The sequence below is a fragment of the Paucisalibacillus algeriensis genome (assembly GCF_000577245.1).
Classification (GTDB): Bacteria; Bacillota; Bacilli; order Bacillales; family Amphibacillaceae; genus Ornithinibacillus.
Map to the genome: position 1 here is coordinate 11,977 of NZ_CBYO010000009.1, position 25,182 is coordinate 37,158.

Annotated in this window: 23 protein-coding genes and 2 pseudogenes; 20 read left to right on the forward strand and 5 right to left on the reverse strand. The window is 36.4% G+C overall.

The features are described 5' to 3' along the window. Positions 1-35: 35 nt before the first annotated feature. Positions 36-293: pseudogene (locus tag TY11_RS20640) on the forward strand (cation transporter dimerization domain-containing protein); the annotation flags it as partial. 152 nt (positions 294-445) lie between these two features. On the opposite strand, the gene TY11_RS06700 reads toward TY11_RS20640, so the two are convergent. Next, positions 446-859, reverse strand: coding sequence for a TetR family transcriptional regulator C-terminal domain-containing protein (locus TY11_RS06700; protein ID WP_042144319.1), 414 nt, complete (start codon positions 857-859; stop codon positions 446-448). 330 nt (positions 860-1,189) lie between these two features. Between TY11_RS06700 and rpoD the strand changes: the two are divergent. The 13 genes and pseudogenes from rpoD to copZ all read left to right on the forward strand — a co-directional run. Beyond that, positions 1,190-2,061, forward strand: a pseudogene (gene rpoD / locus TY11_RS06705) (RNA polymerase sigma factor RpoD); the annotation flags it as partial. Positions 2,062-2,536: 475 nt separating this feature from the next. Continuing rightward, the gene (gene licT, locus TY11_RS06710) at positions 2,537-3,367 is read left to right on the forward strand and encodes a BglG family transcription antiterminator LicT (RefSeq protein ID WP_042144322.1); all 831 of its coding nucleotides are present in this window, start codon (positions 2,537-2,539) and stop codon (positions 3,365-3,367) included. Between the two features lie 87 nt (positions 3,368-3,454). After that, positions 3,455-5,314 carry a beta-glucoside-specific PTS transporter subunit IIABC gene (locus TY11_RS06715; RefSeq protein ID WP_042144324.1) on the forward strand — a complete coding sequence of 620 codons (1,860 nt, stop codon included), beginning with the start codon at positions 3,455-3,457 and terminating at the stop codon, positions 5,312-5,314. An 11-nt stretch (positions 5,315-5,325) separates the two neighbouring features. Next, positions 5,326-6,756, forward strand: coding sequence for a 6-phospho-beta-glucosidase (locus tag TY11_RS06720; protein ID WP_042144326.1), 1,431 nt, complete (start codon positions 5,326-5,328; stop codon positions 6,754-6,756). Positions 6,757-7,241: 485 nt separating this feature from the next. Beyond that, positions 7,242-7,565: an ArsR/SmtB family transcription factor gene (locus TY11_RS06725; RefSeq protein ID WP_042144328.1), complete on the forward strand. Its 324-nt coding sequence runs from the start codon at positions 7,242-7,244 to the stop codon at positions 7,563-7,565. A gap of 272 nt (positions 7,566-7,837) precedes the next feature. After that, on the forward strand, positions 7,838-8,788 hold the full coding sequence (locus tag TY11_RS06730) for a cation diffusion facilitator family transporter (RefSeq protein ID WP_042144331.1): 951 nt from the start codon (positions 7,838-7,840) through the stop codon (positions 8,786-8,788). Positions 8,789-9,457: 669 nt separating this feature from the next. Further along, positions 9,458-9,634 (forward strand): copper ion binding protein, encoded by a 177-nt coding sequence (locus tag TY11_RS20070; protein WP_081755859.1) that lies wholly within the window; start codon positions 9,458-9,460, stop codon positions 9,632-9,634. 263 nt (positions 9,635-9,897) lie between these two features. Further along, positions 9,898-10,569: a DUF8832 domain-containing protein gene (locus TY11_RS06735; protein WP_042144333.1), complete on the forward strand. Its 672-nt coding sequence runs from the start codon at positions 9,898-9,900 to the stop codon at positions 10,567-10,569. A gap of 38 nt (positions 10,570-10,607) precedes the next feature. Continuing rightward, a complete protein-coding gene (locus TY11_RS06740) occupies positions 10,608-10,817 on the forward strand; it encodes a hypothetical protein (protein ID WP_042144335.1) in 210 nt (69 codons plus the stop codon). A 147-nt stretch (positions 10,818-10,964) separates the two neighbouring features. Then, positions 10,965-11,114 carry a DUF1541 domain-containing protein gene (locus tag TY11_RS21090; RefSeq protein WP_155982679.1) on the forward strand — a complete coding sequence of 50 codons (150 nt, stop codon included), beginning with the start codon at positions 10,965-10,967 and terminating at the stop codon, positions 11,112-11,114. 315 nt (positions 11,115-11,429) lie between these two features. Further along, complete coding sequence (locus TY11_RS06745; RefSeq protein WP_042144339.1) at positions 11,430-12,851, forward strand: MFS transporter; 1,422 nt, start codon at positions 11,430-11,432, stop codon at positions 12,849-12,851. Between the two features lie 209 nt (positions 12,852-13,060). Then, a complete protein-coding gene (locus TY11_RS06750; RefSeq protein WP_042144341.1) occupies positions 13,061-13,363 on the forward strand; it encodes a metal-sensing transcriptional repressor in 303 nt (100 codons plus the stop codon). A gap of 16 nt (positions 13,364-13,379) precedes the next feature. Further along, positions 13,380-13,586 carry a copper chaperone CopZ gene (gene copZ, locus TY11_RS06755; protein WP_042144342.1) on the forward strand — a complete coding sequence of 69 codons (207 nt, stop codon included), beginning with the start codon at positions 13,380-13,382 and terminating at the stop codon, positions 13,584-13,586. Between the two features lie 379 nt (positions 13,587-13,965). Here the strand turns inward: copZ and TY11_RS06760 are convergent, their stop codons facing one another. After that, complete coding sequence (locus TY11_RS06760; RefSeq protein ID WP_042144344.1) at positions 13,966-15,309, reverse strand: sodium-dependent transporter; 1,344 nt, start codon at positions 15,307-15,309, stop codon at positions 13,966-13,968. A gap of 223 nt (positions 15,310-15,532) precedes the next feature. Here TY11_RS06760 and TY11_RS06765 point away from each other — a divergent pair, with 223 nt between their 5' ends. The 5 genes from TY11_RS06765 (at position 15,533) to TY11_RS06785 (ending at position 21,903) form a co-directional block, all read left to right on the forward strand. Beyond that, positions 15,533-16,024, forward strand: coding sequence for an NUDIX hydrolase (locus TY11_RS06765; RefSeq protein ID WP_042144347.1), 492 nt, complete (start codon positions 15,533-15,535; stop codon positions 16,022-16,024). Between the two features lie 84 nt (positions 16,025-16,108). Further along, a complete protein-coding gene (locus TY11_RS06770; protein ID WP_052345765.1) occupies positions 16,109-16,645 on the forward strand; it encodes a cupin domain-containing protein in 537 nt (178 codons plus the stop codon). A gap of 195 nt (positions 16,646-16,840) precedes the next feature. After that, positions 16,841-17,779 carry a nucleoside hydrolase gene (locus TY11_RS06775; RefSeq protein ID WP_042144350.1) on the forward strand — a complete coding sequence of 313 codons (939 nt, stop codon included), beginning with the start codon at positions 16,841-16,843 and terminating at the stop codon, positions 17,777-17,779. A 165-nt stretch (positions 17,780-17,944) separates the two neighbouring features. Then, on the forward strand, positions 17,945-18,637 hold the full coding sequence (locus TY11_RS06780) for an ABC transporter ATP-binding protein (protein WP_042144352.1): 693 nt from the start codon (positions 17,945-17,947) through the stop codon (positions 18,635-18,637). Next, positions 18,634-21,903: an ABC transporter permease gene (locus tag TY11_RS06785; protein WP_052345766.1), complete on the forward strand. Its 3,270-nt coding sequence runs from the start codon at positions 18,634-18,636 to the stop codon at positions 21,901-21,903. Before TY11_RS06780 ends, TY11_RS06785 begins: the two co-directional genes overlap by 4 nt. Positions 21,904-22,167: 264 nt before the next feature. Here TY11_RS06785 and TY11_RS06790 read toward each other — a convergent pair whose 3' ends face one another. Further along, the gene (locus TY11_RS06790) at positions 22,168-22,380 is read right to left on the reverse strand and encodes a hypothetical protein (protein WP_042144354.1); all 213 of its coding nucleotides are present in this window, start codon (positions 22,378-22,380) and stop codon (positions 22,168-22,170) included. A 117-nt stretch (positions 22,381-22,497) separates the two neighbouring features. Here TY11_RS06790 and TY11_RS06795 point away from each other — a divergent pair, with 117 nt between their 5' ends. Further along, entirely contained in the window at positions 22,498-23,568 is a 1,071-nt protein-coding gene (locus tag TY11_RS06795) for a C45 family autoproteolytic acyltransferase/hydrolase (protein ID WP_042144356.1), read from the forward strand. Between the two features lie 192 nt (positions 23,569-23,760). On the opposite strand, the gene TY11_RS06800 is transcribed toward TY11_RS06795, so the two are convergent. Then, on the reverse strand, positions 23,761-24,489 hold the full coding sequence (locus tag TY11_RS06800) for an amino acid ABC transporter ATP-binding protein (RefSeq protein ID WP_042144359.1): 729 nt from the start codon (positions 24,487-24,489) through the stop codon (positions 23,761-23,763). Beyond that, on the reverse strand, positions 24,486-25,130 hold the full coding sequence (locus tag TY11_RS06805) for an amino acid ABC transporter permease (protein WP_042144361.1): 645 nt from the start codon (positions 25,128-25,130) through the stop codon (positions 24,486-24,488). Before TY11_RS06805 ends, TY11_RS06800 begins: the two co-directional genes overlap by 4 nt. Between the last annotated feature and the right edge of the window lie 52 nt (positions 25,131-25,182).

Consider the following 25,182-nt stretch of genomic DNA (forward strand, 5'->3'; position numbering starts at 1 on the left):
TCGTAAGTTTTCTGCATTTGATGGGTAAAGTAAAAGGGATTTATAGCATTCATGATTTGCACATCTGGATAATTACTAGTGGACTAAATGCACTTTCTTGCCATGTAATTGTCGATGGTTAGCTAACGATTACAGAAAGTAAGAATATGTTACGCAAAATTGAACATGATTTTGAGCATAAAGAGATTATGCATGTAGCGATTCAACTGGAAACAGCAGCGCATAAACATGACAATTCTATTCTTTGTAAAATAAAAAACGTACCCCCACATCATCGCGGCCATAGTCATTAATAAAAGTACGAAAAACCAAGTTATTTAGAAATGGTTTTTCGTACTTTTATCCTTTTCTATTTATGACAAGTAACTTTGTGTATTTGCTACTCTTGACATATCTACAGGGAGTAGTAATTCAATTCACTTGTTAAATAGAATATAATTCATTTCTAGTTCTTATCGGGTGGATTAACCTGCTTAGAAGAAGCAATACCAAATAGAAAAGTATCGATGGCTTTCTTATATAGTTCGAGGGTGTCGTCCATATTTAAGTCTCTACAAATATTATTTAGTCCGTATAACAGGGTGTCAAAGATCTTTGCTAATAATAGCGAATCATCTGATTTGAATTCTCCTGATTGCATTCCTTCTGATAATAGCTTTTGACTATAAGAAATTCTAATGTTAATCGTTTTATAAAGCTGATTCTGTACTAAAGTATTAGACTTTTCATGACAAAAAAATTCATCGGCCACATTTGTCAGCGGATGGTTATAATCATTGATAACAAAGTGTTTTGCAATTCCGTACAGTTGATCAATTGTAGTAGAATATTGCTTTTTTTGGTCCTCCCATTGCTCCATCCATTCATTTTCCCATTCATCCAATACATGAATGAATAACCCAAAAGACGGCTTGATGGTAAAAAATATAAGTGTTAAGCTACATCATTTTGTGAAGTTCATCTTTAAAAGGGGCTGTACGGTATGAAAAAAGTATTTATGAACATGAAGCAACAGGGAATTTGAAACAAGGAAATATTGTTTTGTTGGGGTTTATATATGGTTGAAAAAGCCACTTACTATATGCAAGAACGGGCTCAAATCAAAAAGAATATTCGTTTTATCTATATTATTAATTAAAACTTAACAACCTGGAAGGAGGGGGAACCCCATGATCGAACAAAAAACTATCCAAATGATAGAACCGGAACTACCTTGGAGCAAGAAAAAGAAAAATCAGTTAAGATGGATGATCCCGTTCGATTGTATTTAAGTGAAATTGGCAAAATAGATTTGCTATCTGCAGCAGAAGAAATTGAGCTAGCTTCCTTAATCGAAGACGGAGACATAAAAGCTAAGAGAAAACTAGTTGAGGCAAACCTTCGTCTGGTAGTTAGTATTGCAAAGCGTTATGTAGGGAGAGGTATAGTCTTCTTAGAATTAATTCAAGAAGGAAATATAGGTATATTTAGAGCTGTTGAGAAATTTGACCACCGAAAAGGCTATAGATTCAGTACCTATGCAACTTGGTGGATTAAACAAGCTATAACACGTGCCATTGCTGATCAAGCTCGTACCATTCGAATTCCAGTACACATGGTAGAAATAATCAATAAAATAATCCGTGTTCAACGTTCTTTATTGCAGGATTTAGGTCGTGAACCAACACCCTTAGAAATTGGTGAAGAAATGGAAATAAGCCCAGAAAGAATGCAAGACATTCTCAAAATTGCTGAAGAACCACTGTCCCTGGAAATGCCAATCGGTGGAGAAGATAATTCGTATTTAGGTGACTTTATCGAGGACCAAGAAGCCCCTCAGATTACGCAGTTTTTGAAACGTTAAAAGAACTGTTAGAGGACATACTAGATACACTTTCCGACCGGGAAGAAAATATTCTCCGTCTTCGATTTGGATTAGATGACGGAAGAAAGAGAACTTTAGAAGAACTTGGCGATATATTCGGTGTAACAAGGGAGAGGATCCGCCAAATTGAAGCAAAAGCGTTACGTAAATTAAGACATCCATGCCGCAGTAAACGATTAACAGATTTTCTTGATTAATTTCTAGCTTGTAAAAGAATAGACATAGGCGATAAGGAGATACATAAAAATGTGAATTCGTTCGGATTTTTCTTTGCTTAAAATTTAATCGATATAAAAGCAAGTTTTACTTTTAGTCATTGTTAGAGGAAATATTTTTTAAATTAAATTTGTAATTAGTATTTTTAACCTGGGGTTAGGTTGTTCTGCTAGCAAGGGTTAAAAGTACTTAAAAAGTGAGTGAAGGGTTACAAATGTAGTATGATTTTCATATCCTGTTACTTTGAATTTAGCAACTTCTTGATTTTCTAATGTAAGCGTGTTAAAATTTGTTTAGATTGTTACCTTAGGTGGGCAAGACTAAAGCTTAATAGTGTTACTACGATATAATGTAGGGATAGTCATTACGTAAGTAAGCTTGACCCGGTTATGTCCAACTTTCTTATGTTGGGGATAACTATTTTTTTTTGCTAAAACATCGGAAAGGAGGATTGTGATGGAGATTATAAGAATAATAAACAATAATATTGTAACATCCGTACAAAACGAAAATGAAGTTGTAATTATGGGGAAGGGCATAGGGTTTAAAAAAGAAATTGGCCAAGAGATAGATCCGAAACAAATCGAAAAAATATATACTCTAGATAACCCAAGTAATGTTGATAGATTTAAGCTGTTACTGCAAGATATACCATTGGAAGAAATGCAAGCTATTAATGAAATAGTATCATATGCTAAGTTGTCTCTGGGGAAAAAATTAAGCGATAGTATATATATTTCACTAATGGATCATCTTCACTTTGCTATTGAAAGACATGAAAAAGGTCTTGATTTTAGAAATGCACTTGCTTGGGAAGTAAAACACTTTTACCATCATGAATACCTTATAGGAAAAGAAGCTTTGGAAATTATTTCAAGAAGATTAAAAATCCAGCTTCCTATAGATGAAGCCATAACAATAGCATTGCATATTGTTAATGCTGAGATGGATAATACCATGGATAATACGGTAGGAATGACCAAAATTATTAAACAAGTGTTAAGCATTATTCAGTACACCTTCAATACGGAGTTTTCTGAAGAAAGCCTTGCTTACGAACGGTTGTTAACGCATTTGAAATTTTTTGTGCAACGAATTACGTTGAACCGCTCTCTTCCTGACGAGAATATTGAGTTGTTTTCTATGATCCGTCACAGTTATCCTAAAGAATATAATTGCGCGCTTAAAATCAGTGAATATGTTTTTGATGAAACTAGACATAAGCTAACTACAGCTGAGTTAGCCTATATTACTATTCATATTAATCGTGTTATAAATGATAAATAAATGGGATTGTTATCGAATAAATCGAGCTAGACCCAACTCTTATTTTCTAGGAGTTTGGGTCTTTTTTATTTAAAGGAGTAAAAGAAAATGAAGTACAAGAAGATAGCCGATGAGATTATCCAAAAAATTGGCGGAGAAGAAAATATAGAGTCTGCCACACATTGTATGTCTAGATTGCGGTTTGTTTTAAAAGATGAATTGAAAGCTGATGATATATCTGTAGAAAATATACAAGGTGTTAAAGGCGTAATGAAACAGGCAGGACAGTATCAGATTATTATTGGAGGAGATGTCGCTGATGTCTTTCAAGCATTCCCCAATAACGTACGTAATACAACTGGCGAAGGGGAACAGAATAAGTCTTCGAAACAGAAAGGTCTAAAGGGTTATTTTGCCTCAATTTTTGATTATGTTTCTGGCTCTTTAGTAGCTGCCCTTCCAGCAATTATTGGTGCCGGTATGGTAAAACTTGTTGCTGTGATTTTGGTATTGGCAGGAATGGAAAATACACAGACGCATGAGGTTTTAAATATAATCGGTGATACTGGATTCTATTTCTTACCTGTAATTATAGCCTATACTGCAGCAAGGAAATTAAATACAGATGTTGTTCTTGCTATTGTAGTATCTTCCATTTTAATTCATCCTTTGCTTATTGAAGCGATGACCGGGGAAGGATTGGCGTTTTTGGGAATACCAATTTATTCTGCCAACTATGCTAATGCTGTTGTTCCGCCGTTATTTGCTGTCTGGATATTAAAACTGGTTTTAAAATTTGTTGATAAAATTACCCCGGGATGGACAAAAGCAATTTTTAGACCATTGTTAGGATTAATTTTCACGATCCCAATAGTTCTTATTGTTTTTGCCCCGCTTGGTGCAATTATTGGAGAAGGTCTGTCATATGTAGCTCAGGTCACTTCGGAATATGTTCCATGGCTTACCAAAGCAATTCTATCTGCTTTTATGCCATTAATCATTATGACAGGAATGCATCATGCTCTTAACCCTATTGCATTTTCCAGTCATGCAGCACTGGGCTTTGACTCATTTTTAATGCCGATGATGCTGGCAAATAATTTTGCGATGGGAGCAGCTTGTCTCGCAGTTGGGATAAAGTCAAAAAGCAAAGATCTAAAATCTATTGCATGGACTTCAGGGATTTCAGCGAGTATCGCCGGAATTACAGAACCTGGATTGTTCGGGGTGCTTATCAGGCTTAAAAGACCGTTAGTTGCCGGAATGATTGGATCAGGCGTTGCTGGGATATTTGTAGGGATATTGAATGTAAAGTCGTTTGCTTTTGCCAGTCCAGGTATTGTATCAATGATTCAATTTATCTCTCCAGAAGGAGCTGCTAATTTAATTAATGCAATTATTGTAGCAGTTATCGCTTCTATCGTTGCGTTTATAATGGTATTTGTATTAGGGTTTAAAGACTTAAGGAAAAATAAAACAACAAATAATAACAGTGCCTCAACGCAAGTGAATGAATTGTTATCACCGATGGAAGGGAAAGCCATTTCAATTGAAGAAGTGAAAGATGCAACATTTTCTAAAAAGCTATTAGGAGATGGTCTGGCTATTGTTCCATCTATCGGAAAGGTCTATTCCCCAGTTAACGGCACGATTAAAGTAATGTTTAAGACTGGTCATGCGATTGGACTATTATCGGAGAACGGAGATGAAATTCTAATTCATGTAGGATTGGATACGGTTAAATTAGATGGAGAAGGGTTTACTCCAAAGGTTAATGATGGGGATCAAGTAAAGGTTGGGGACCTCTTACTAGAGTTTGATATTCCATATATTCAATCACAAGGCTACGATATTACAACCCCAATTGTTATTACTAATCAATCTGAAACAAACAAGCATGTTTCAAGTATTATTGAAAATAATTTAGAAGTTAAAAAACTGCAACCAATTATTAAAATCGAATCTTAAGGAGGATAATTATGGGATTTCCAAAGAATTTCTTATGGGGTGGCGCAACTGCGGCCAATCAATATGAAGGGGCATATAATGTAGATGGACGAGGCTTAGCAAACGTTGATTTATTGCCAGCAGGAGAAGATAGAAGAGCGGTGGTTTGCGGTGAGAAAAAGATGTTTGACTTTCAAGATGGATATTTCTATCCAGCAATGAATGCGATTGATGGGTATCATCGTTACAAAGAAGATATGGCTTTGTTTGCAGAAATGGGTTTTAAAACATATCGGATGTCAATTTCTTGGACAAGGATCTTTCCAAATGGTGATGAAGAAATGCCGAATGAGAAAGGTTTGAAATACTATGAAGATGTTTTCAAAGAGTGTAAGAAATACAATATTGAACCACTTGTAACAATTTCTCATTTTGATGTTCCGATGTATCTAGTTGAAAAATACGGATCATGGCGCAGTCGAGAGATGATAGGCTTTTTTGAAAAGTATTGCCGGACAATTCTTACGAGATATAAAGGGTTAGTGAAATATTGGTTGGTCTTTAATGAAATCAATATGATTCTACACGCACCTTTTATGGGGGCGGGTCTATATATTGGTGATTTAGATGAAAAAGAAGCAGAACGAGTGAAGTATCAAGCAGCTCATCACGAATTGGTTGCTAACGCCTTAGCGGTAAAAATTGCTCATGAAATTGACTCAGAAAATCAAGTAGGTTGCATGTTAGCTGGAGGAAAGCACTATCCATATAGCTGTGATCCGAATGATGTTCTTGTGAGTCAATTAAGAGATAGAGAAGACTATTTCTTTTCGGATGTCCAAGCAAGAGGAGAATATCCAAGTTATATGCTTAGAAAATTCGAAAGAGAAGGGATCCAAGTTGATTTTGAGGAAGAAGATATAGAGATATTAAAAGAGAATACGGTTGATTTTATTTCTTTTTCATATTATATGTCTCGTGTCGGAACAGCTAATCCTGAAATAGCTGAGCAAACAACTGGTAATGTTTTTGATTCTGTAAAAAATCCATATTTACCATCATCTGAGTGGGGATGGCAAATTGATCCTGTAGGTATGAGAGTAATATTAGTTGAGTTATATGACAGATATCAAAAACCTTTATTCGTAGTAGAGAATGGCTTGGGAGTAAATGATATACCAGATTCAGAAGGAAATATCAATGATGATGAACGAATCAATTATTTAACAGATCATATGAAAGCAATGAAGGATGCGATTGACCTTGATGGTGTACCAGTAATGGGTTACACCATGTGGGGCTGTATTGATATTGTAAGTGCAGGCTCTGGGGAAATGAAAAAGCGTTATGGATTTATCTACGTTGATCGGGATAATTTAGGAAATGGTACTCTAAAAAGAACCAAGAAGAAATCGTTTGATTGGTATAAGAAAGTAATTGCTTCGAATGGGGAGATCCTTTAACGTAAAACATTTCATATTAAAAACATGGGGAAATGAGTAATATTAATGTAAAAGTGTTTATTAATAAATGTTAATTTTTTTAATTTCCCTTATTTAGAGTTTTAATTTTGTGCTCCTATTGGAGATAGAAGAACAAGAATGTTCTTACATCTCCAATAGGGGATTTTTAATATATAGCTTATACAAGTTATATCCATGATAAAAATTTAGCAAGTCTTTTTGGTATTGAAAACTGATTAAGATAATATACACTAATACACTTTTGTTGAATGTTCAGTTAACAATGCCGAGAAAGATGACTTGGAATCTTTGCAAGAGTAGGCTGTTGATTTTGATGTTCCAGACATGTCGAAGTCGTGGAAGTCATTGAAAGTAAATATAATTGCGCCTTAAATGCATATATGTTAATGTATTCATATAAAGGGATTGATTTTCTAATTATTATTTATAATTGTACGAAATGATGCAGGGAGGTTAGGAATAAAATGGAAGACTTTAAAAACGAGAATGGCCCTACTCAGGATTTAGATAGCGAAACAATATTTATCGTGTCACAAACCTTTAAAGCATTAGGTGATCCCACAAGAATCCGAATTCTTAATTTGCTTTTTAAAAAAGAGTGTTCTGTAAACGAAATTGCAGATAGTTTGAATATCCGACAATCTACTGTATCTCATCAATTGCGATTTTTGAAAAACTTAAGGCTTGTGAAATACCGTCGCGAGGGAACAACACTTTACTATTCCCACGATGATGCTCACGTAATGCTTCTTTTGCAACAAATGATAGAGCATGCTTGTCACAGTTAGTTTTACTTATTTAAGTAAGTGGCAAGCAATTTTAAATACCAGTTATAGAAATATATAAGAATGTAAATAAATAGAACTGTGCTTAATTTATCCCCAGAGGAAAAACAAATAATGAAAGATAGCTACTTCAATTAATTAAATATATTAGAGTTTAGAAGGCTTGTACTTGCGGGCGATTGAATTTTACTTACTTATTTATAAATAATAGTAAGTGATGTTAAAAATATTGTTATATGCATACATATAAATATAAGAATATTGGGGGGCTTATAATGGGACATGACCATGGACACGACCATACACATGGAGCAAATAAAAAAATGTTATTAATATCATTTTTAATCATTACAATTTATATGATTGTAGAAGCGGTGGGGGGCTATTTAACCAATAGTCTTGCCCTTTTGGCAGATGCGGGTCACATGCTAAGTGACGCTATTTCACTAGCGATTGCTTTAATTGCGTTTAAATTAGGAGAAAGGGTAGCGAGTCAAAGTAAGACCTTTGGCTACAAACGATTTGAGATTTTAGCTTCTGTATTAAATGGTGTGACGTTAATTGTAATTGCTTTGTTTATTTTCTATGAAGCAATTGGGCGTTTCGTAAACCCTTCTGAAGTCGCAACATCAGGAATGTTGACTATCAGTATCATTGGCCTAGCTATTAATGCTCTCGTTGCGTGGATTATGCTACGTGGTGCGGATGTAGAGGGAAATTTAAACATGCGTGGGGCTTATTTACATGTAATAAGTGATATGCTTGGATCTATTGGTGCGATTGTTGCTGCACTGCTTATTATGTTCTTTGGCTGGGGTTGGGCAGATCCACTTGCGAGTGTTATTGTCGCCATTCTTGTATTAAGAAGCGGCTTCCATGTGACTAAGGCCGCTATTCATGTTCTAATGGAAGGAACACCACAAAATGTCGACGTTAATGATGTTATTCAAACCATTGAAAAAATTAACGGGATTCATAGCATTCATGATTTACATGTCTGGACAATTACTAGTGGACTAAATGCACTTTCTTGCCATGCTGTAGTCGATGATCAGCTAACGGTAGCAGAAAGTGAGAATGTTTTACGAAAGATTGAACACGACCTTGAGCATAAAGGAATTATGCATGTAACGATTCAACTAGAGACAGGAGCACATAAACATGACAATTCAATTCTTTGTCAAATAAAAAACGAACCGTCACATCATCACCATCATCATCACTAAGGATCATAGTTAAAAGTAAGATGATGATAGTTAAAGCGGCAAACGGTTGTTGAATACCCTGCACAGATTAAGGCTAATCAACAACCGGTACAAGAATGTTCCAACTTTTTGTATTTTAGGATATGGAGCAAAAGAAGAAGGAGCGGATTATATTGAAGCTTTTAAAAGTGATTTGGTGGTCTTTAATTTTTATCGGTACACTGGCAATTACTTTATTGAAAAAGAAAAAAGGCAGAAGTTAGCCATTAACGGTGTTTAACCTAAATATAAATCGCTGATAGGTTCATAAACAAACCCAATTTCCTGATTGGATATGAACAAAATATTGAAGAAGTGTGAAAGATATTAAAGAGAGGTATACATAACCTGTTGAATTGGTCAGGTTATATTCAATCATATACCCCCACTGTAACAATATCTTAAATCAAATGTCTGCTGCGCAATCAGATTGTATTTCGTTTCACGGTTACTTTTGGAAAGTTATATAAACATTTGTGTTATAGAATGTTTAGAGAAAAATGATCCAAAATCAATTTGGAATGCATGACAACTAACTCTAAGATAAAGAAGTATTTTTTCTGCTTGACAATACCCAACAGGGGTATGGTAATATGAAAAGGGATTAGAAAACAGGAGGTAATGATATGACAAATAAAACACGTACAAGGTATGTCTTGTGGACATTGCGTAAATTCTATTGAAGGAAGTGTGGAGGAACTGAACGGTGTAGAAACCGTAAAAGTTCATTTGCAAGATGGGAAAGTAGACATAACCTTTGATCCAGAAAAGGTGGACTTGAAAGATATTACAGAAGTTATTGAAGAACTAGGCTACGATGTTGCCTAAGAAGGATGGCCTTGCTTCTAAAGCAGGATCTCTTTTTTTGATAAAAATATACCCCTGTATAGTATATAAGGGAACGATTAGCTAAAATGAATCGAGACTTTGCTACTAGGGTCAATAAAGAAATGAGAGTTCCTTACGTATTTTGTATATGCTGTTGGTTACCCTAGAAAATAGATTAATTACTGTAGATAAACCGTTTCAAAGTGTGAAATTAGAAGACTATAACAAATAAAAATTCAGAAGTTCAAAAGGAGGTAGGGATAATGGATCATAGTCACCATCATAATCATGATCATCACGTTGAATCAGAGGTTAAGACAAATGTAACGTACAATGATGGGAAAATTTTCATCAAATTAAAGGATAATACAGGTGCAATACCTGAACTGGCTTTCGAACATGAAGCAAAGATGCACTTCATCATGGTTTCCAATAATCTGGAGGAGTACTATCATTTACACCCGGAGCAGGAACAAGAAGGAACTTATGCCGTAAGTCAATCTTTAAATGATGGCACCTATCAAGCTTTTGTTGATATTACACCTGTTAATAAGGCATACCAGATCTCTCCAAACCCTGTGCAAGTTGGAACAAGTGAAACGGATAAAGCAAGTCTAGAGAGTGAGGATAATTGGATAAAAGAAATTGATGGGAAAACTGTCACTTTAGAGGATGTTATTGCTAGGGTCGGAGATGAAGTCCCTTTGGTTTTTGATTTACATGGAGAAACTCCAGATCATTATCTAGGTGCTTTAGGTCATGTAGTGATTTTGGATGAGGGTGTTGAACAATATATTCATGTTCACCCAGCTTCAGATGATACAACCACCTTTAATGCATATTTCTCTAAGCCAGGTATGTACAAAATCTGGGCAGAATTTAAGTTTGATAATAATGTACACGTCTATTCGTTTATTATAGAAGTAGCAGAATAAGCAAAGTCATAATAATCGAAAGAAGGTCGATTTGACAGATGGCAAAATATCATCTGGAAATCTATACGCGACCTACTTGCTCGGATTGCAAAGACTTAAAGAAATTCTTGAAAAAGCTAACAGGAAGCGGAATTGTTCCCGGATTTGTATTTTCTGAGGCTAAGATTTTAGGCATGAAAAGAAAGTCAAAAAGGATGACGGGATGGCAGGATAAAGAGAAAATTAAAAAGCTAATACAAGTTGGATAGTTTATATGAATCAGAAAGGAGATATTGGCTGAACTGCTGATTTCCTCCTTTCTGGGTTTTGGAATCTAATCGTTGCAACATTTAATTTAGTTGAGTATAGGAAAGGGATAATGAAAAATAAAAAGTTATTTAAGATTTGTTCCTTTAATGCTAGCTTTTGTTTTAAGCGGTGCATTTGAGAAAATTGCTTATGCCGTTTCCTATTCCCCAACAACTGGTGGTAAGCCTGTAGAGAACGTTAGTACTTGCACAACGTGTGATAAATTCTTGGTAAAGAGTATTATCCAACATTTTTGATAGTTTATATACCCTACCTCTGTATGGTGTTTGTGATTAGCGAGAAGAAATTGCTGGAATTAAGGAACGAATGAGAAAGTTGGAGTGGAGAATTTAACACCAGAAGAGTTGAGCGATACCGTTGATGAGATCATTGCTGCCTATTTTCGAAAAAAAATGGGAGACGTTTTGAAGAGGGTCGGCAAGGGTCAATTCATATGTAAATGTAAAGCTCTTTATATTGTTGTGATAAGAAAATAATTCATCTTTTACTTGATTTGGCCATCATTGAATATCTAAACAAAATTAACATTCAAAACTGGAGGTAATATCAATATGTCAACACATGCACAGTCTATTTCGCAACCCGATCCTAAGCGTTGGAAAGCACTAGCTTTGTTGTGCTTTGCGAATTTCCTTGTAATGATGGATGCTGCAATTATTCAGATTGCACTACCATCTATTAAGGAAGCACTCGGATATAGTCAAGAAAGTTTACAATGGGTCATGAGTGCCTTTCTTATTATATTTGGAGGATTTCTATTATTGGGTGGAAGGTTAGCAGATTTATTCGGAAATCGACGTATATTTAATTTAGGCGTCATTATTCTAGTTGTATCATCCTTGTTTGCAGGATTAGCATGGAGTGAAATGAGTTTAAACGTAGCACGGGGAATTCAAGGATTAGGCTCTGCTTTCATAGCACCAGCTGCACTATCCCTAATTATGCTACTCTTTTCTTCCAATGCTAAAGAAATGGGTAAAGCACTTGCTTTCTGGGGACTATCTGGGGCAGCCGGTGGAGCATTAGGTATCGTTTTCGGTGGTGTTATTACACAAATACTAGGTTGGCGCTGGACATTATTTATTTATGTTCCGCTTGGAATTATCGTACTTATCTTGTCTCCAAAACTTTTACAAAAGTCGGCGAGTAAAGCAACTGGTAATGTCGATTATATCGGGGCCATTTTAGTTACTGTTTCTTCCATGCTAATTGTTTATGGAATTGTAACTGCAGAGAAAAGTGGTTGGCAGTCAGCAGGTACAATAGTTCCCTTAGCTGTTGGTGCTGTCTTGCTTCTGATTTTTATTTTGGTACAGTCCAAGAAAAAAGAACCACTTTTACCGCTCAATATATTTAGGACCCCAAATCTTGCAATAGGAAATATTTCTGTTTTCTTAATAGCAGCATCATGGTTCCCGCTTGTTTATATACTTGTTCTATACTTGCAGCAGGTTTTACAGCTTTCTCCATTTGTTGGGGCAATGGCATTGCTACCTATGCCTATATTTATGGCTATTTTCATGATATTTGTAGCGGAAAAAGTGATGGCTAAATTCGGAATTAAAAAGACTATGTTTACTGGATTCATTCTACTTGGGGCTGGAGCTGTCTTATTTTCGCAAACTGCTCAAGTAGAAGGGAACTATTGGACGAATGTGTTACTTGCTTCGTTAATAGCCTCTTTAGGTAATGCGCTTGCTTACTTACCTGCTACTACGGCGTCTGTGTCTGAAGTCGAATCAGAAAGGTCAGGTATTGCATCTGGTTTATACAATACTTTTTACCAAATTGGATCTGCAGTTGGTCTCGCTGTAATAGTAGCTATTGCAGGTGCAACTACTGCTTCTAATACAGCTGGGTCATTAGTGGTTGCCTTAAATGAAGGGTTTCAGCAAGCATTTTTCTGGGGTGGTATCATAGCATTTGTAGGTGCTATACTGGTACTTCTATTTACCCGATCAGCAAAACAGTAAAATAAAAATCGCCTAAAGTGATATATATGCAACCCATATATAAACTTGTATTGTAAACAAGTATGTGGATAATTTTAAGAACGTAGAGTGAAAGAAGCCTCAGGAGTCTATTCCTGGGGCTTGTCCTTAATATTTCCTAGGTACTTTTATTGACAAATATACCTTATGGGGGTATAGTATAAAAATAAAAGGTAAAGGAAGTGATTCATTTGGATAAATTCTTACATGATCACCCGAGTAAACCAAGAACACCAGATGAAAAGCAAAAAGTGATTAACCGTTTAAAGCGTATAGAAGGCCAGGTTCGTGGAATACAGAAAATGGTGGAAGAGGATCGATATTGTGTGGATATTCTTGTACAAATTAGTGCGATTCAATCTGCTTTGAAGAATGTTGGTTTCGCTGTTACAGAACGACACATAAACCATTGTGTTAGTGATGCGATTAGACAAGGTGAAGGTAAAGAAACAATCGAAGAATTAATGGAAGTTTTAAAGCAATTCTCCAAATAAAAGGAGGTGAAAAGACATGGAGAAAACTTTAAATGTACAAGGCATGACATGTGGTCATTGTAAAATGTCCGTTGAAGGTGCATTAAAAAAGTTAGATGGCGTGTCAGCAGCTGAAGTAAATTTAGAAGCGGGTTCTGTAGATGTTACTTTTGATGAATCCAAAGTAAACGTTGATGCCATGAAAGAAGCAATAGAAGAACAAGGCTATGATGTTGAAGCTTAAATATATGAGTGAGAAGCTGGTTTTCTATTATGAAAACCAGCTTCTTTATTTAACTTTTTCTTACCTTTTTATTATTTTATATGGATTTCTTAAAAAGAATGTTGGTAATCATTTCAAAGCTAAAGTTATTGAAGTACACGCTTAGAAAACAGATAGTTCTTTGACCAATAAGGATTTTGTAACACATTATCTGTAATCATAACACCTTTAGATGTAGAAGCATGAATCATGTTTCAAAAAACACGGGAGTTTTTGCTGGATTTATAGTGGGAATTGATGAATCCTTGAAGGTCTGTATTGCTAGTAACAAATAAAGCACATGTAAAAGGAAAGTGTCTCTCTTACATGTGCTTTTTATAAACGTAGCAGTTCCTCTGTTCTACCAAACTCCTAAAACATCAAGCATTACTGCAATGATTAAAATAGGAGCTACATAACGAATCAAGATAAACCAAATTTGAAAGACTGCTTGATTTATTTTACTTCCACGTTTTATTTCTTCAAATAGAGCTGACTTCTTCATTTTAAATGAAACAAATATAGCCATCAGTAATGAACCAATGGGCATAAGTATATTACTTACGGTGAAATCCGCAATATCAAAAAAGGTTTTGTTAAATAAAGTAAAGTCACTTAAAAGACCATATGACAATGCGGAAGGAATACCAAAAATAAAAATTGACAAACCAATTATCCACGAGGCTTTACTTCGCTTCGCTTTGTTCCCTTTGGCTATAACAGAAACGATGATTTCCAGCATGGAAAAGGCTGATGTCAATGCAGCGAATAGAAATATGATAAGAAAGGCCACAAAAAATAACATGCCGAACGGTAATTGGCTAAAAATTGTTGGTAGTACATTGAATAGTAGTACTGGACCCGCATCAAGGGAAAGGCCAAATGAAAATACAGCAGGGAAAATGGCTAGACCTGCCAAAAGTACGATAGCAACATTCATGCCAACTATCGACAATGCAGATTTAGGCAAACTCTGTTGTTTGGGCAAATAAGAACTATATGTAATCATAACTGACACGCCTATGCTGAGTGTGAAAAATGATTGTCCCATTGCTTCCAAAATGGTCTTTGATGTAACTTTTGACCAATCAGGCTGAAATAAAAAAGAAATCCCATTTGAAGCACCATCTAACGTTATAGAACGGATTACTAGAATGATAAATAGGACCGTTAAGGCTGGCATCATAATGGTACTTGCACGTTCAATTCCTTTTTGAAGTCCTTTAGCTACAACAATAATAGTGAATACGATAAACACAAATTGAACCGATAAACTCCCAATGGGGTTTGAGATGGTTTCTTCAAATACAGTGGCATATTGTTGGCTGTCAAGATGGTTCAAGCCACCTGTGATCACTTTTATCAAGTAGGTGATTATCCAACCACCGATAACACTATAAAAGGATAATAGAATGAAACAGGTAACCATACCTAAGATTCCTATGTAATGCCACTTTGTTCCTGGAGCTATTTGTTTAAAAGAAGTAATAGCGTCTCGTTGTGTAGTTCTACCAATTGTAAATTCTGCCATAAGAAGTGGAAGCCCAAGAATAATGGTAAATAAAATAAAGATGATTAAAAAAGCGCCACCACCATTTTGACCGGCAATGTAAGGGAACTTCCAAATTGCACCAAGTCCGATGGCAGAACCGGCTGCTGTTAAAATGAATCCCAATTTTGTAGTAAACTGTTCGCGTTGATCCAAAATATGTTTCCTCCTGCTTGTGTAATGGTTACCATTTTCTATGATAAAAGGGATACTTGTCAATAGAAATTTAGATTATTAGATGATATTTGGGTAGTCACAATGGTTTGGATATTATTTGATTGTGTTAAGTACTATAATGGTCATAGATTTGGGACAGAGGGACAGGTTTGTTGTCCCTGGGACAACAAACCTGTCCCTCTGTCCCGTTGGGGGGATTAACTTGTCAAATAATGAAAAGTACCATCAAGCCTTCGGTGTATATGGAATCTGTGAGGTGGGTCATAAAGTCTTGGTTATCAACAAAAATGGTGGACCATATAAGAATCGCTTTGATTTACCAGGTGGTAGTTTAGAAGAAGGAGAGAGTCTTGCAGAGGCAATGAAAAGGGAGTTCAAGGAAGAGACCGGGATTGAAATTGAAATCATCAAAAATATTGGTGTCATTGATTTCGTGCTTCCTTGGGAATGGAATGGCCATACCCATGTCCATCATATTGCTGTATATTACTTAGTAAGAAAAGTAGGTGGGGAAATAAGCACCCCTGAACAATTTGATGGACAAGATTCACTTGGAGCTGTTTGGGTCACGGAGAATGTGATAACCGAAGATAATGCCTCACCATTAGTGCTAAAAGCCTTGGAGTGGATTAACACTGGTAAATTAGGAATTGAAGCGGAATATTATGATGGGTGGAAAGTAAAGAACTCATAATAAACTTATCCTTTTTTCCAATATGTACATTTACCTACTCATTTGCATAGAATAGTTTAGAATTTCTATGAAAGGATGAAAGAAATGTACTATATTCCTTATGGTTATCCATATCCGCCCCCTTATTATATACCGCAATATATAAACAATGGATACTCTCAAGCTCCTGACGTAAGATGGGGTTATTGGCAAGCAGAAAAACTGAAATCAAGGGTTCAATGGAAAGATTATGGTCCTAATCCATTTGTAGTAGATATTGAAGCCGCTAGTGAACAAAATAAGAACTACCGAAGAACTTTATGGACTGGAGAACATCTCCAAGTTACAGTAATGAGTATTCCGGTTGGGGGAGATATTGGTTTAGAGATTCACCCAGATACGGACCAATTTATTCGTATTGAAGAAGGTCGAGGAATTGTTCAAATGGGTAGGAGCCAAAATAATTTAAGTTTTGAAAGAAAGATTAGGGAAGACTCGGCTATCATGGTACCAGCGGGAACATGGCATAATGTTACTAATACGGGTAGTGAACCACTTAAGCTTTATACAATCTATGCCCCACCACATCATCCACATGGAACTGTTCAAAGGACGAAAGCAGAGGCAATGGCGGAAGAATAAAAAACTAGAGCGCAATTCTTAGGAGTTGTGCTTTTTGTATGATTTAATCAGAAATTAAGTTTCTATTTGAAATCATTAACTAGCATTGTAAAATGAAAGTAGCTTATAATTATTGCATGAAATAAGGATTTTAAGCAAATGCATGGAACGAGTTGAAAGAGTACTTAAACCATGGGTGGCATAGGAGGAAGACTGATGAGAAGAATGATTATTGATACAGATACAGCAGGTGATGATACGATTGCCATTCTAACAGCACTTCATCATTTCAAAGTAGAAGGAATAACCATTACAGGTGGGAACGTCGATTTTGATCAAGAGGTTGAAAATGCTTTATATACGATTCAAGTATTTAATCCAGATTATTATGTTCCAGTTTTTAAAGGATATGAAGGGCCAATTTTAGGTAACCAAAAGGGACATGTAACCGTAGAAGACGTTCATGGCAGAGATGGAATGGGGGACTCTTTCTTTGAAAAAGCGAAGCAACGCCCGGAAGAAAAGCATGCGGTGGATTTTATCATTGAAACAGTAAAAGCGAATCCAGGTGAGATTGAGTTATTAGCGATTGCTCCATTAACAAATATTGCAATGGCAATAAAAAAAGAACCAACTATAGTAAAGGATATTCCCTATATTTATATTATGGGTGGCACGAACAATTCACTAGGAAATATAACCGCAGCAGCAGAATATAATTTCTATGTTGATCCAGAAGCTGCTAAGATGGTACTCCACTCTGGTATTCCAATTACAATGGTCGGGTGGGATATGTGTACCCAGTACTCTGTTATGGCAGATGAGGATCATCGGGATATTGAAAAATTAGGAACGAATCGCTCGAAGTTTTTCATGGATATCAATCGGGTTGTTCTTAGATTTAATCGTGAAGTACATAAGATTAATGGTACAACACATCCAGATACATTGTTGGTTGCAATTGCCGCTAACGAAAAACTAATGACTAAGTCGAATTTGTATTATGTGGATGTGGAAACAAAGGGCGAGATTACTAGAGGCTATAATATGGTTGATATTAATAACCGTAGTGGTAAGAAGCCGAATGTGAGAGTTTGTGAAGTGGTTGATAGAGAGGGATTTAAGGCGGATTTAGTAAAAGTTTTAAAGGGTTAAATAAGAAGGTAAACAAGAGACTCCACTGAGTGGGGTCTCTTTTGTTGAGAGGAGAATTGCCTTGAAACAGAACGAATATTCAAATTATTCATTGACGCCAACTTTCCAAAAGTGTAAGGTAATGCTAAATAGAGAAAAAACTATCCATGGAAGAAGGGGAGAAATTTGATTCAACAAATTGTATGTCGACATGTTGAAAAGTCATTTAAAGGTGATGGAACGAAAACGGTGGCATTAAAAGACATTGATTTAACTTTTGAAAAAGGGGAATTCACGGCCATTATTGGACCTTCTGGTTCTGGTAAATCTACATTATTAAGTCTTATTGGTACTTTAGACAAGCCCAGTGAAGGTGTAATTACTTACGACAGTGAAGAAATTTTGAAGAAAAGTAAAAGCAAAATTGCAGACTTTCGCTTCCAAGAAATAGGATTCATCTTTCAACAATTTCATCTACTTCCTACCTTAACTGCATTAGAAAATGTACTTACTCCATTATTCTCTAGAAAAGTCCCATACAACAAATTAGAACGTGCAAAAGAAGTCCTTGAACAGGTTGGGCTTCAGGATAAAATGAATTCACTTCCTTCTCAATTATCGGGAGGACAGCAACAACGAGTAGCAATTGCACGTGCAATTGTACATAAACCAAGCTGGTTACTTGCGGATGAGCCAACTGGAAACTTAGACACTGAAACAGGAGAACGGATATATGATTTACTAAAAGAGCTTAATGATCAAGAGGGCTGTGGTGTTCTATTTGTAACGCATGATCCAGCGCTTGCGGCCAAAGCAAACCGCATTATTTCGATGAAAGATGGTGTTGTGCTTTCGGATAAAGTGGGTGTAACACCGTGATTCGCTTTATCTGGCAGAACTGGTGGAGGAGGAAGGAACGGTTTATTTTACTGATCGTTGGTGCTTTTATTATTAGTGCGGGGCTTACCTATTTAATTGGATTGTCGGAAACAAATAAAGGAACTATCGTGGATACGCTGCAACAGCGGTGGTCTGCTTCGTATGATATTGTTGTTCGACCAGAAGGTACTCGAAGTTTGACCGAGGATAAGAAGTTATTAGAACCAAACTACTTAAGCGGTATAAGTGGTGGTATTAGTATTGAACAGTATGAAACAATTAAGAATATTCCAGGCATAGCGGTTGCGGCTCCGATTTCTTTGATTGGCTATGCATCCTATGATGTTTATTACGGCGATGTGGAAATAGAGGAGCCTGGAATATACAGAAAGGTAATGGAAACAACTGTAGATAATGGAATATATGAAATAACTGAAAATGGGACCTCACACTTCCCACTTAATGTTAATTGGGATTATTACAATAAATTTGGGTACGGTGCTGGTGCTCCCAGTTTAGATGTAACGGTCACCTCCTATTCTCTTTTAGCTGGAATTGACCCGGAACAGGAAGCAAAACTAGTTGGTTTAGATGAGGCTATTATACCTTTAGGGACAAGTAGGTATTTTGAAGAGTCTGACAGCTATTATTATGATCCAATAAATGGAGGACATCATGAATTTCCGGTCATAGTAAATCAACAAACATTTGTAGATAAAGTGGAAACAATTACATTTGAGCGTTTAAATATCCCTATTAGTGAAGAGAATGCAAATGAAGTAATGGAAGAAGTAAAGAAAAATGGTGCGGATGAATATTTAGATTCTATCGAAGGGGAAGTTGTGGAGACGTTTACTTATACTGGGGAAGAGGCTTTTCGTCAGTTCATTAATGAAAATACAGGTGTTGATTGGGAAACTGGTGAAGCGATTCCGATAGAATCTGAAGGGGAATCTGAGGATGTGGATGGTGAATCTGGAGCGGACAATATAACGGGAGTGGTTTTTAAACCTAGTCCTTTGGAATATCAGGAAATTGCGAGCCCCTATGCAGATAGATGGCCGTATACGTATCAAGTGGTGCCATTTCAAAATGGAGAGGATGTGGTTCCAAGATATAGAAATCAGGAATCCTATCGTGAACCCGCTCTAATTGAAGAAGAATTCATTAATTATCCTAGTATCAAACCTAATTGGATTGGCTTCTATGATGCTAGTGAACTAACAATTTCAAAGGATCCAACTACTGAGCTTCCTATGGAAACGTATCGTCCTGCGACTGCAGAGTTTGTGATGGATGAGGATGGGAATCCGGTGAATCCTCCTAAACAATTAAAGCCAGTTGGAGATCCTAATAATTTTTTAACGGAACCACCAGGAATGCTAACGACAATCGAAGCGGCTGAGAAAATACTAGGGGATGAGCCAATCTCAGCAATTCGCATTAAAGTCGCAGGTGTTACGGATTTAAGTGATGAGAGTCAGGAAATCCTGGAGAAGGTCGCTGCTGAAATTGAGAATAGAACAGGGTTGATTACAGATATCACACTAGGATCATCACCGCAATTGGCATTGACATTTGTCCCAGGATTAAATGAGGAAAGTGATTTTGGATGGTTTCAACAACCGTGGGTAAATATTGGTTCCTCGATTTCTATTTTTAGAGAAACAAAGATTGGTTTTTCGGGGGTTGTTGGGAGTGTAATTGCAGTAGCTATCGTCTATGTGTGGGCTTCCGGAATTGTTAATTTACTGGCGAGACGAAAGGAGTTTGCTGTATTACTTTCAATTGGCTGGCGACCAAGCCAGTTAAGTAGATTACTTTTTATAGAATCTAGCATTATCGGTTTATTTGTAGCAATAATTTCCTGGATGATGCTTGGGTTTGTGCATATATCGAGTGATACAACAATTACGTTTACACGATTCTTATGGACTGGTTTATTTGGGCTTATTATTTATGTGCTTGGTGCGGTTATTCCAATGATACTCACACGAAATATATTTCCTTATGAAGCGATGCGCTCAGGGGAGATATCCGGCAATAGCAAGCGATTATTTCGAGCAAGAGGGATTAATCGAATGGCATTTAATCATTTTATTGGGAAGTGGAAACGGAGTCTTCTTTCGGTAACGTCTATTGCTTTACCAACATCTCTTCTGGCGGTATTCTTATATATTACGTTTCGATTAAGAGGGATTATGTATACCTCTATGCTTGGGGAATATATAGCATTAGAAATAGGTCTAGCACATTATGTGGCGATTATCGTTTCATTAATTATAGCTATTTTAACTACTGCTGAAATTACATGGCAGAATATTTCGGAAAGACGAGAAGAGATTTCATTACTTCAAGCAATTGGATGGAAGGGTTGGCATATACGCAGACTGGTTCTAGCTGAAGGTGTGTTCAGTGGTTTATTCGCAGCAGCTATTGGTCTCTCAGTTGCATTCGTATTGATGTGGGGATTATATGGAGAATTCCCAGCTGAAGAAATAGGCTTTATTTTGGCTACAGGAGTTATTCCAATCGTAATCGGCTTAGTTGGAACTATATTCCCGGCAGAGCGTGCTGTGCGAATTGTTCCAAACCAGGGAATGGTTGGAAACTATTCGAATCGTAAAGTAACTGAAAAACGAATGAAGTTGGTAGTTACTTCAATAGCAGTCATGTTAGTTGGTACCTTTTTATTTACCATGATTAAGGTGGCTCCAAATATTGAAACTACTGATAAGGCGGCTGAAGTAGAGTATGCGTTTAGTCCGACAGAAGGTGAGGCCGAGATAAGGCAACCAGTTGACACTACTGAGCAGGATAAATCAGAAGAAAACAATGCATTCACGTATAGTGACAAAGTAGATGGTAATTTCTTTGAGATATTAAATGAAGGTGAAAATACAACCGACAAGGGAAGCTGGATTCTATCTTATAGTGCAACAGAGGTTGAAAGTAAACAACCTCCAGCAGATGAAGGAATGAAGAATATTTCCATTGAATTTACCTTCGAAGTTATAGAGGATTCACCTTTTACGTCCTATCTAATGCGACCAAAGAGGGAATTTACCATTATCGTTGATGAGAAAAAATATTATCCGGAGAATGTGACAATACTTGAAGTAGAAGACTGGGATGAAAATCAATGGTTAAAAGGAAAGATGGATGCGGTATTAGATTATACTGTACCTGATGATGTGGAGGATTTTGGGTTCGTATTAAGAACTACTGGCTTCGGAGACGGGATATTAGTTTGGTTTGAACGGTGAGGTAGTTAGGTACAGGTAGAGTAGTCTATACAGCATTAATAAGGCCTATGAATAAAGGAAAGTAATAAACAACAAAAAAACTCTGATTAACCAATCAGAGTTTTTTTGTATATTCACGTAATAGAAACCATATCTTCAAACGAAATTTTCTTAGTAAAACTAAATCCACAATAAAATCCTGTTCCTAACCTTTTTATGAAGGGTGATTTACCATTTGCACACTACTTCCATACGTTATTCCTGCTTCTTTTAATAAGCGAAATTCTAAGAGTTATTAAAGCTCTGTCCAATTTCCTTCTCCGCAATAATCTCATTAGCTGCCTCTAATTCTTTATGTTCTTTAACCGAATCCCCGACCATCTTGTTTAAATAATCAAATGGATAATTTGCTCTTAATCCATTTTGAACACCAATGTCCCCATCGGTATTAGCCTGGTTAGGCATATCAAACTTTTTCTTTCCTGGCTCTTTTGTCATATTTATCACCTCAGTAGTAGACTGTCTAATGATGTTTCTTTTATGCGATTAAGCATAAATTTTCATATCTCTTTAAAAATAAACTAAACTAATGATTAATAAGAGGGGAGAGTTAATATGAAGCAAGTAATAAGTGATATCATCCAGTTTCGTGGAAGTCACTATGATTTTGGATATATGCAAGGTGAATTATTAAGAGAGTCCCCAATTCTTCCCAACCGTGAAAAACAGTGGGGATCGAAAAGAAAATATCATTTTTCTATAGATGAAAAGGAAGTTCAAAACACCTTAATGAAGTTTGCCCCTGGAATATGGGATGAGATCGTGGGTCTATCTGATGCGCTACAGTGGAATCTTAATGATGCCATTCGTGAATTTGGTGGGTATTATTTGGAGTATGGAAGAAGCGGATGCTCTATTTTTACTGGAAAGGATTATATAGTTCGAAATTATGATAATCATCCTGCCTCATATGAGGGGAGATATATGTTTTATCACCCTACCGATCAGGGCTATGCAGTAGTTGGGCCTTCGATGCAAATAACTGGGCGAATCGATGGATTAAATGAAAAGGGTCTTGCAATGGGGTATAACTTTGTTAATCGGAAAAAGTCTGGAAGTGGATTTGTATGTAATATGGTTGGACGGATTATTCTGGAGGCTTGTGCATCCGTTGAGGAGGCTGTAGATTTATTGAAGGAAATTCCACATAGGCATTCGTTCAGTTATGTTCTATTAGATAAAAGTGGCGAGGCTTATGTGGTGGAGGCTTCTCCACGAAGGGTAGATATCCACCATAATCACGCATGTACCAATCATTTTGAAAAGTTAACCGAAGAAAATCGCTATCGTATGGATGAATCTTTGAAAAGGCAGCAGACGATGAATACGCAAGCCGTAGATACACAGGATGCCTATCAAGCATTCCAAATGATGAATAATATGGATAGAGGGATATTTTCTGAGAAGTATGGTGCGTGGGCAGGAACACTTCACACGGCTGTCTATTTTCCGAAAGAGATGAGGGCTTGGATTTCGATTGGTGGAGATCAGAAACCCGTCATTTTTGACTTTAACAAGTGGCTAGATGGTGAAAAGGTACTTATTAAGCAAATAAAAGGTAAGCTAAATTCAAACTCACCATTTGTAAATATGGAGCTTCTCACAAATCCTGGTATTATGCTGTAGTGATGGGACAAAAGAAAAGGGATAGGTAGTAGATAGGTTTGTTAGAAAGATGATATGGACAGAGTTAACGCAAAAGCAGAAACTCTGTCTATTTGATTTGCTTTTACCAATAAGATGTGGTCTGATGCGAATTGATGCAACTCCGTGATGAATTAAACTTCATGAATTACTCCCGCTATTAAACCATATTCCTTATAATACTTTACTTAAAAACGCTTGTGTACGCTTATTTCTAGGATTCGAAAATAATTCCCCTGGTACATTTTGTTCTGCAATAACACCTTCATCGATAAATAAAACGCGGTCGCTAACCTCTCGAGCAAACCCCATTTCATGTGTTACCACGACCATTGTCATTCCCTCTTGTGCTAGCTGTTTCATTACTTCCAATACGTCCCCGACCATTTCAGGGTCTAAAGCAGATGTAGGTTCGTCAAATAGCATTACTTTCGGATTCATTGCCAAAGCTCTAGCTATCGCAACACGCTGCTTCTGTCCTCCAGATAATTCACCAGGGTAGCTATCTGCTTTTTCCTTTAAACCAACCTTTTCTAATAATTCCATAGCATTTTTAGTTGCTTCCGCTTTTGCTGTTCCGCGCGTTTTCATTGGTGCCAGAATAATATTTTCTAATACTGTTTTATGAGGAAACAAATTAAATTGCTGGAATACCATTCCTACTTCCTGGCGTATTTTATTAATATTTGCTTCCTTTGCTGTTATATCCTGCCCATCAATAATTACCTGGCCAGCTGTGATTTCCTCAAGCCTGTTTAAGCAACGAAGAAATGTACTTTTCCCCGAACCAGATGCTCCAATTACGCAAACAACTTCTTTTTCTTTAATTTCTACACTAATATCTTTCAATACTTCAAACTTACCATACGATTTCTTTAAGTTTTTTACATCGATCATTGTCATCGTAATTCAAATCTCCTTTCCAGGAAATTAGATAATAATGATAATAAGTAGATTAATAGAAAATACATAATACCAACTACAAGCCATATTTCAAATGCCTTAAATGTTGCAGCGATGGCAATTTGACCTTGTTGTGTTAAATCAGCAATACCAATTACAGATAGTAAGGATGTATCCTTCAAACTAATTATTGCTTGGTTTGTAAAGGTTGGTAGCATTCTTCTAAATGCTTGAGGAAGTATGATATAGCGCATATTTTGCGCACTAGTTAAACCTAGTGAACGTGCTGCTTCGGTTTGCCCCTTATCCATGGATTGGATACCAGCACGAATTATTTCGGCAAAATAAGCTCCGGCGTTGATTGCTACTGTGATAATACCCGCTGTTGTTCGATCAAAAGAGATAAATTCAAGGGAGTTTAGACCGAAGTAGAAAAAGAACAATTGAACTAGTATAGGGGTTCCGCGAATTGCATCGATAAAAATTTTGGCAATCCAATTTAATGCCCTTATGGGTGATAAACGTAACAATGCCATAATAAGTCCTATAATAAAACCTAGAATAATTGCGATAACAAAAATATATATAGTTACTTTTAAGCCTTCCAAAAGGTATGGAAGGGCATTCATTATTGCCTCCATTTACTCAGCTCCTTTAAACAAGAAAGCGCGCTAACTTCTTGCGCGCTTGGAA

Coding starts and splice junctions, on each gene's coding strand:
- TY11_RS06700 (WP_042144319.1), bottom strand. CDS start 859: ATGGAGCAATGGGAGGACCAAAAAAAGCAATATTCTACTACAATTGAT.
- licT (WP_042144322.1), top strand. CDS start 2,537: ATGGAGATTATAAGAATAATAAACAATAATATTGTAACATCCGTACAA.
- TY11_RS06715 (WP_042144324.1), top strand. CDS start 3,455: ATGAAGTACAAGAAGATAGCCGATGAGATTATCCAAAAAATTGGCGGA.
- TY11_RS06720 (WP_042144326.1), top strand. CDS start 5,326: ATGGGATTTCCAAAGAATTTCTTATGGGGTGGCGCAACTGCGGCCAAT.
- TY11_RS06725 (WP_042144328.1), top strand. CDS start 7,242: ATGGAAGACTTTAAAAACGAGAATGGCCCTACTCAGGATTTAGATAGC.
- TY11_RS06730 (WP_042144331.1), top strand. CDS start 7,838: ATGGGACATGACCATGGACACGACCATACACATGGAGCAAATAAAAAA.
- TY11_RS20070 (WP_081755859.1), top strand. CDS start 9,458: ATGTCTTGTGGACATTGCGTAAATTCTATTGAAGGAAGTGTGGAGGAA.
- TY11_RS06735 (WP_042144333.1), top strand. CDS start 9,898: ATGGATCATAGTCACCATCATAATCATGATCATCACGTTGAATCAGAG.
- TY11_RS06740 (WP_042144335.1), top strand. CDS start 10,608: ATGGCAAAATATCATCTGGAAATCTATACGCGACCTACTTGCTCGGAT.
- TY11_RS21090 (WP_155982679.1), top strand. CDS start 10,965: ATGCTAGCTTTTGTTTTAAGCGGTGCATTTGAGAAAATTGCTTATGCC.
- TY11_RS06745 (WP_042144339.1), top strand. CDS start 11,430: ATGTCAACACATGCACAGTCTATTTCGCAACCCGATCCTAAGCGTTGG.
- copZ (WP_042144342.1), top strand. CDS start 13,380: ATGGAGAAAACTTTAAATGTACAAGGCATGACATGTGGTCATTGTAAA.
- TY11_RS06770 (WP_052345765.1), top strand. CDS start 16,109: ATGTACTATATTCCTTATGGTTATCCATATCCGCCCCCTTATTATATA.
- TY11_RS06775 (WP_042144350.1), top strand. CDS start 16,841: ATGAGAAGAATGATTATTGATACAGATACAGCAGGTGATGATACGATT.
- TY11_RS06790 (WP_042144354.1), bottom strand. CDS start 22,380: ATGACAAAAGAGCCAGGAAAGAAAAAGTTTGATATGCCTAACCAGGCT.
- TY11_RS06795 (WP_042144356.1), top strand. CDS start 22,498: ATGAAGCAAGTAATAAGTGATATCATCCAGTTTCGTGGAAGTCACTAT.
- TY11_RS06800 (WP_042144359.1), bottom strand. CDS start 24,489: ATGACAATGATCGATGTAAAAAACTTAAAGAAATCGTATGGTAAGTTT.
- TY11_RS06805 (WP_042144361.1), bottom strand. CDS start 25,130: ATGGAGGCAATAATGAATGCCCTTCCATACCTTTTGGAAGGCTTAAAA.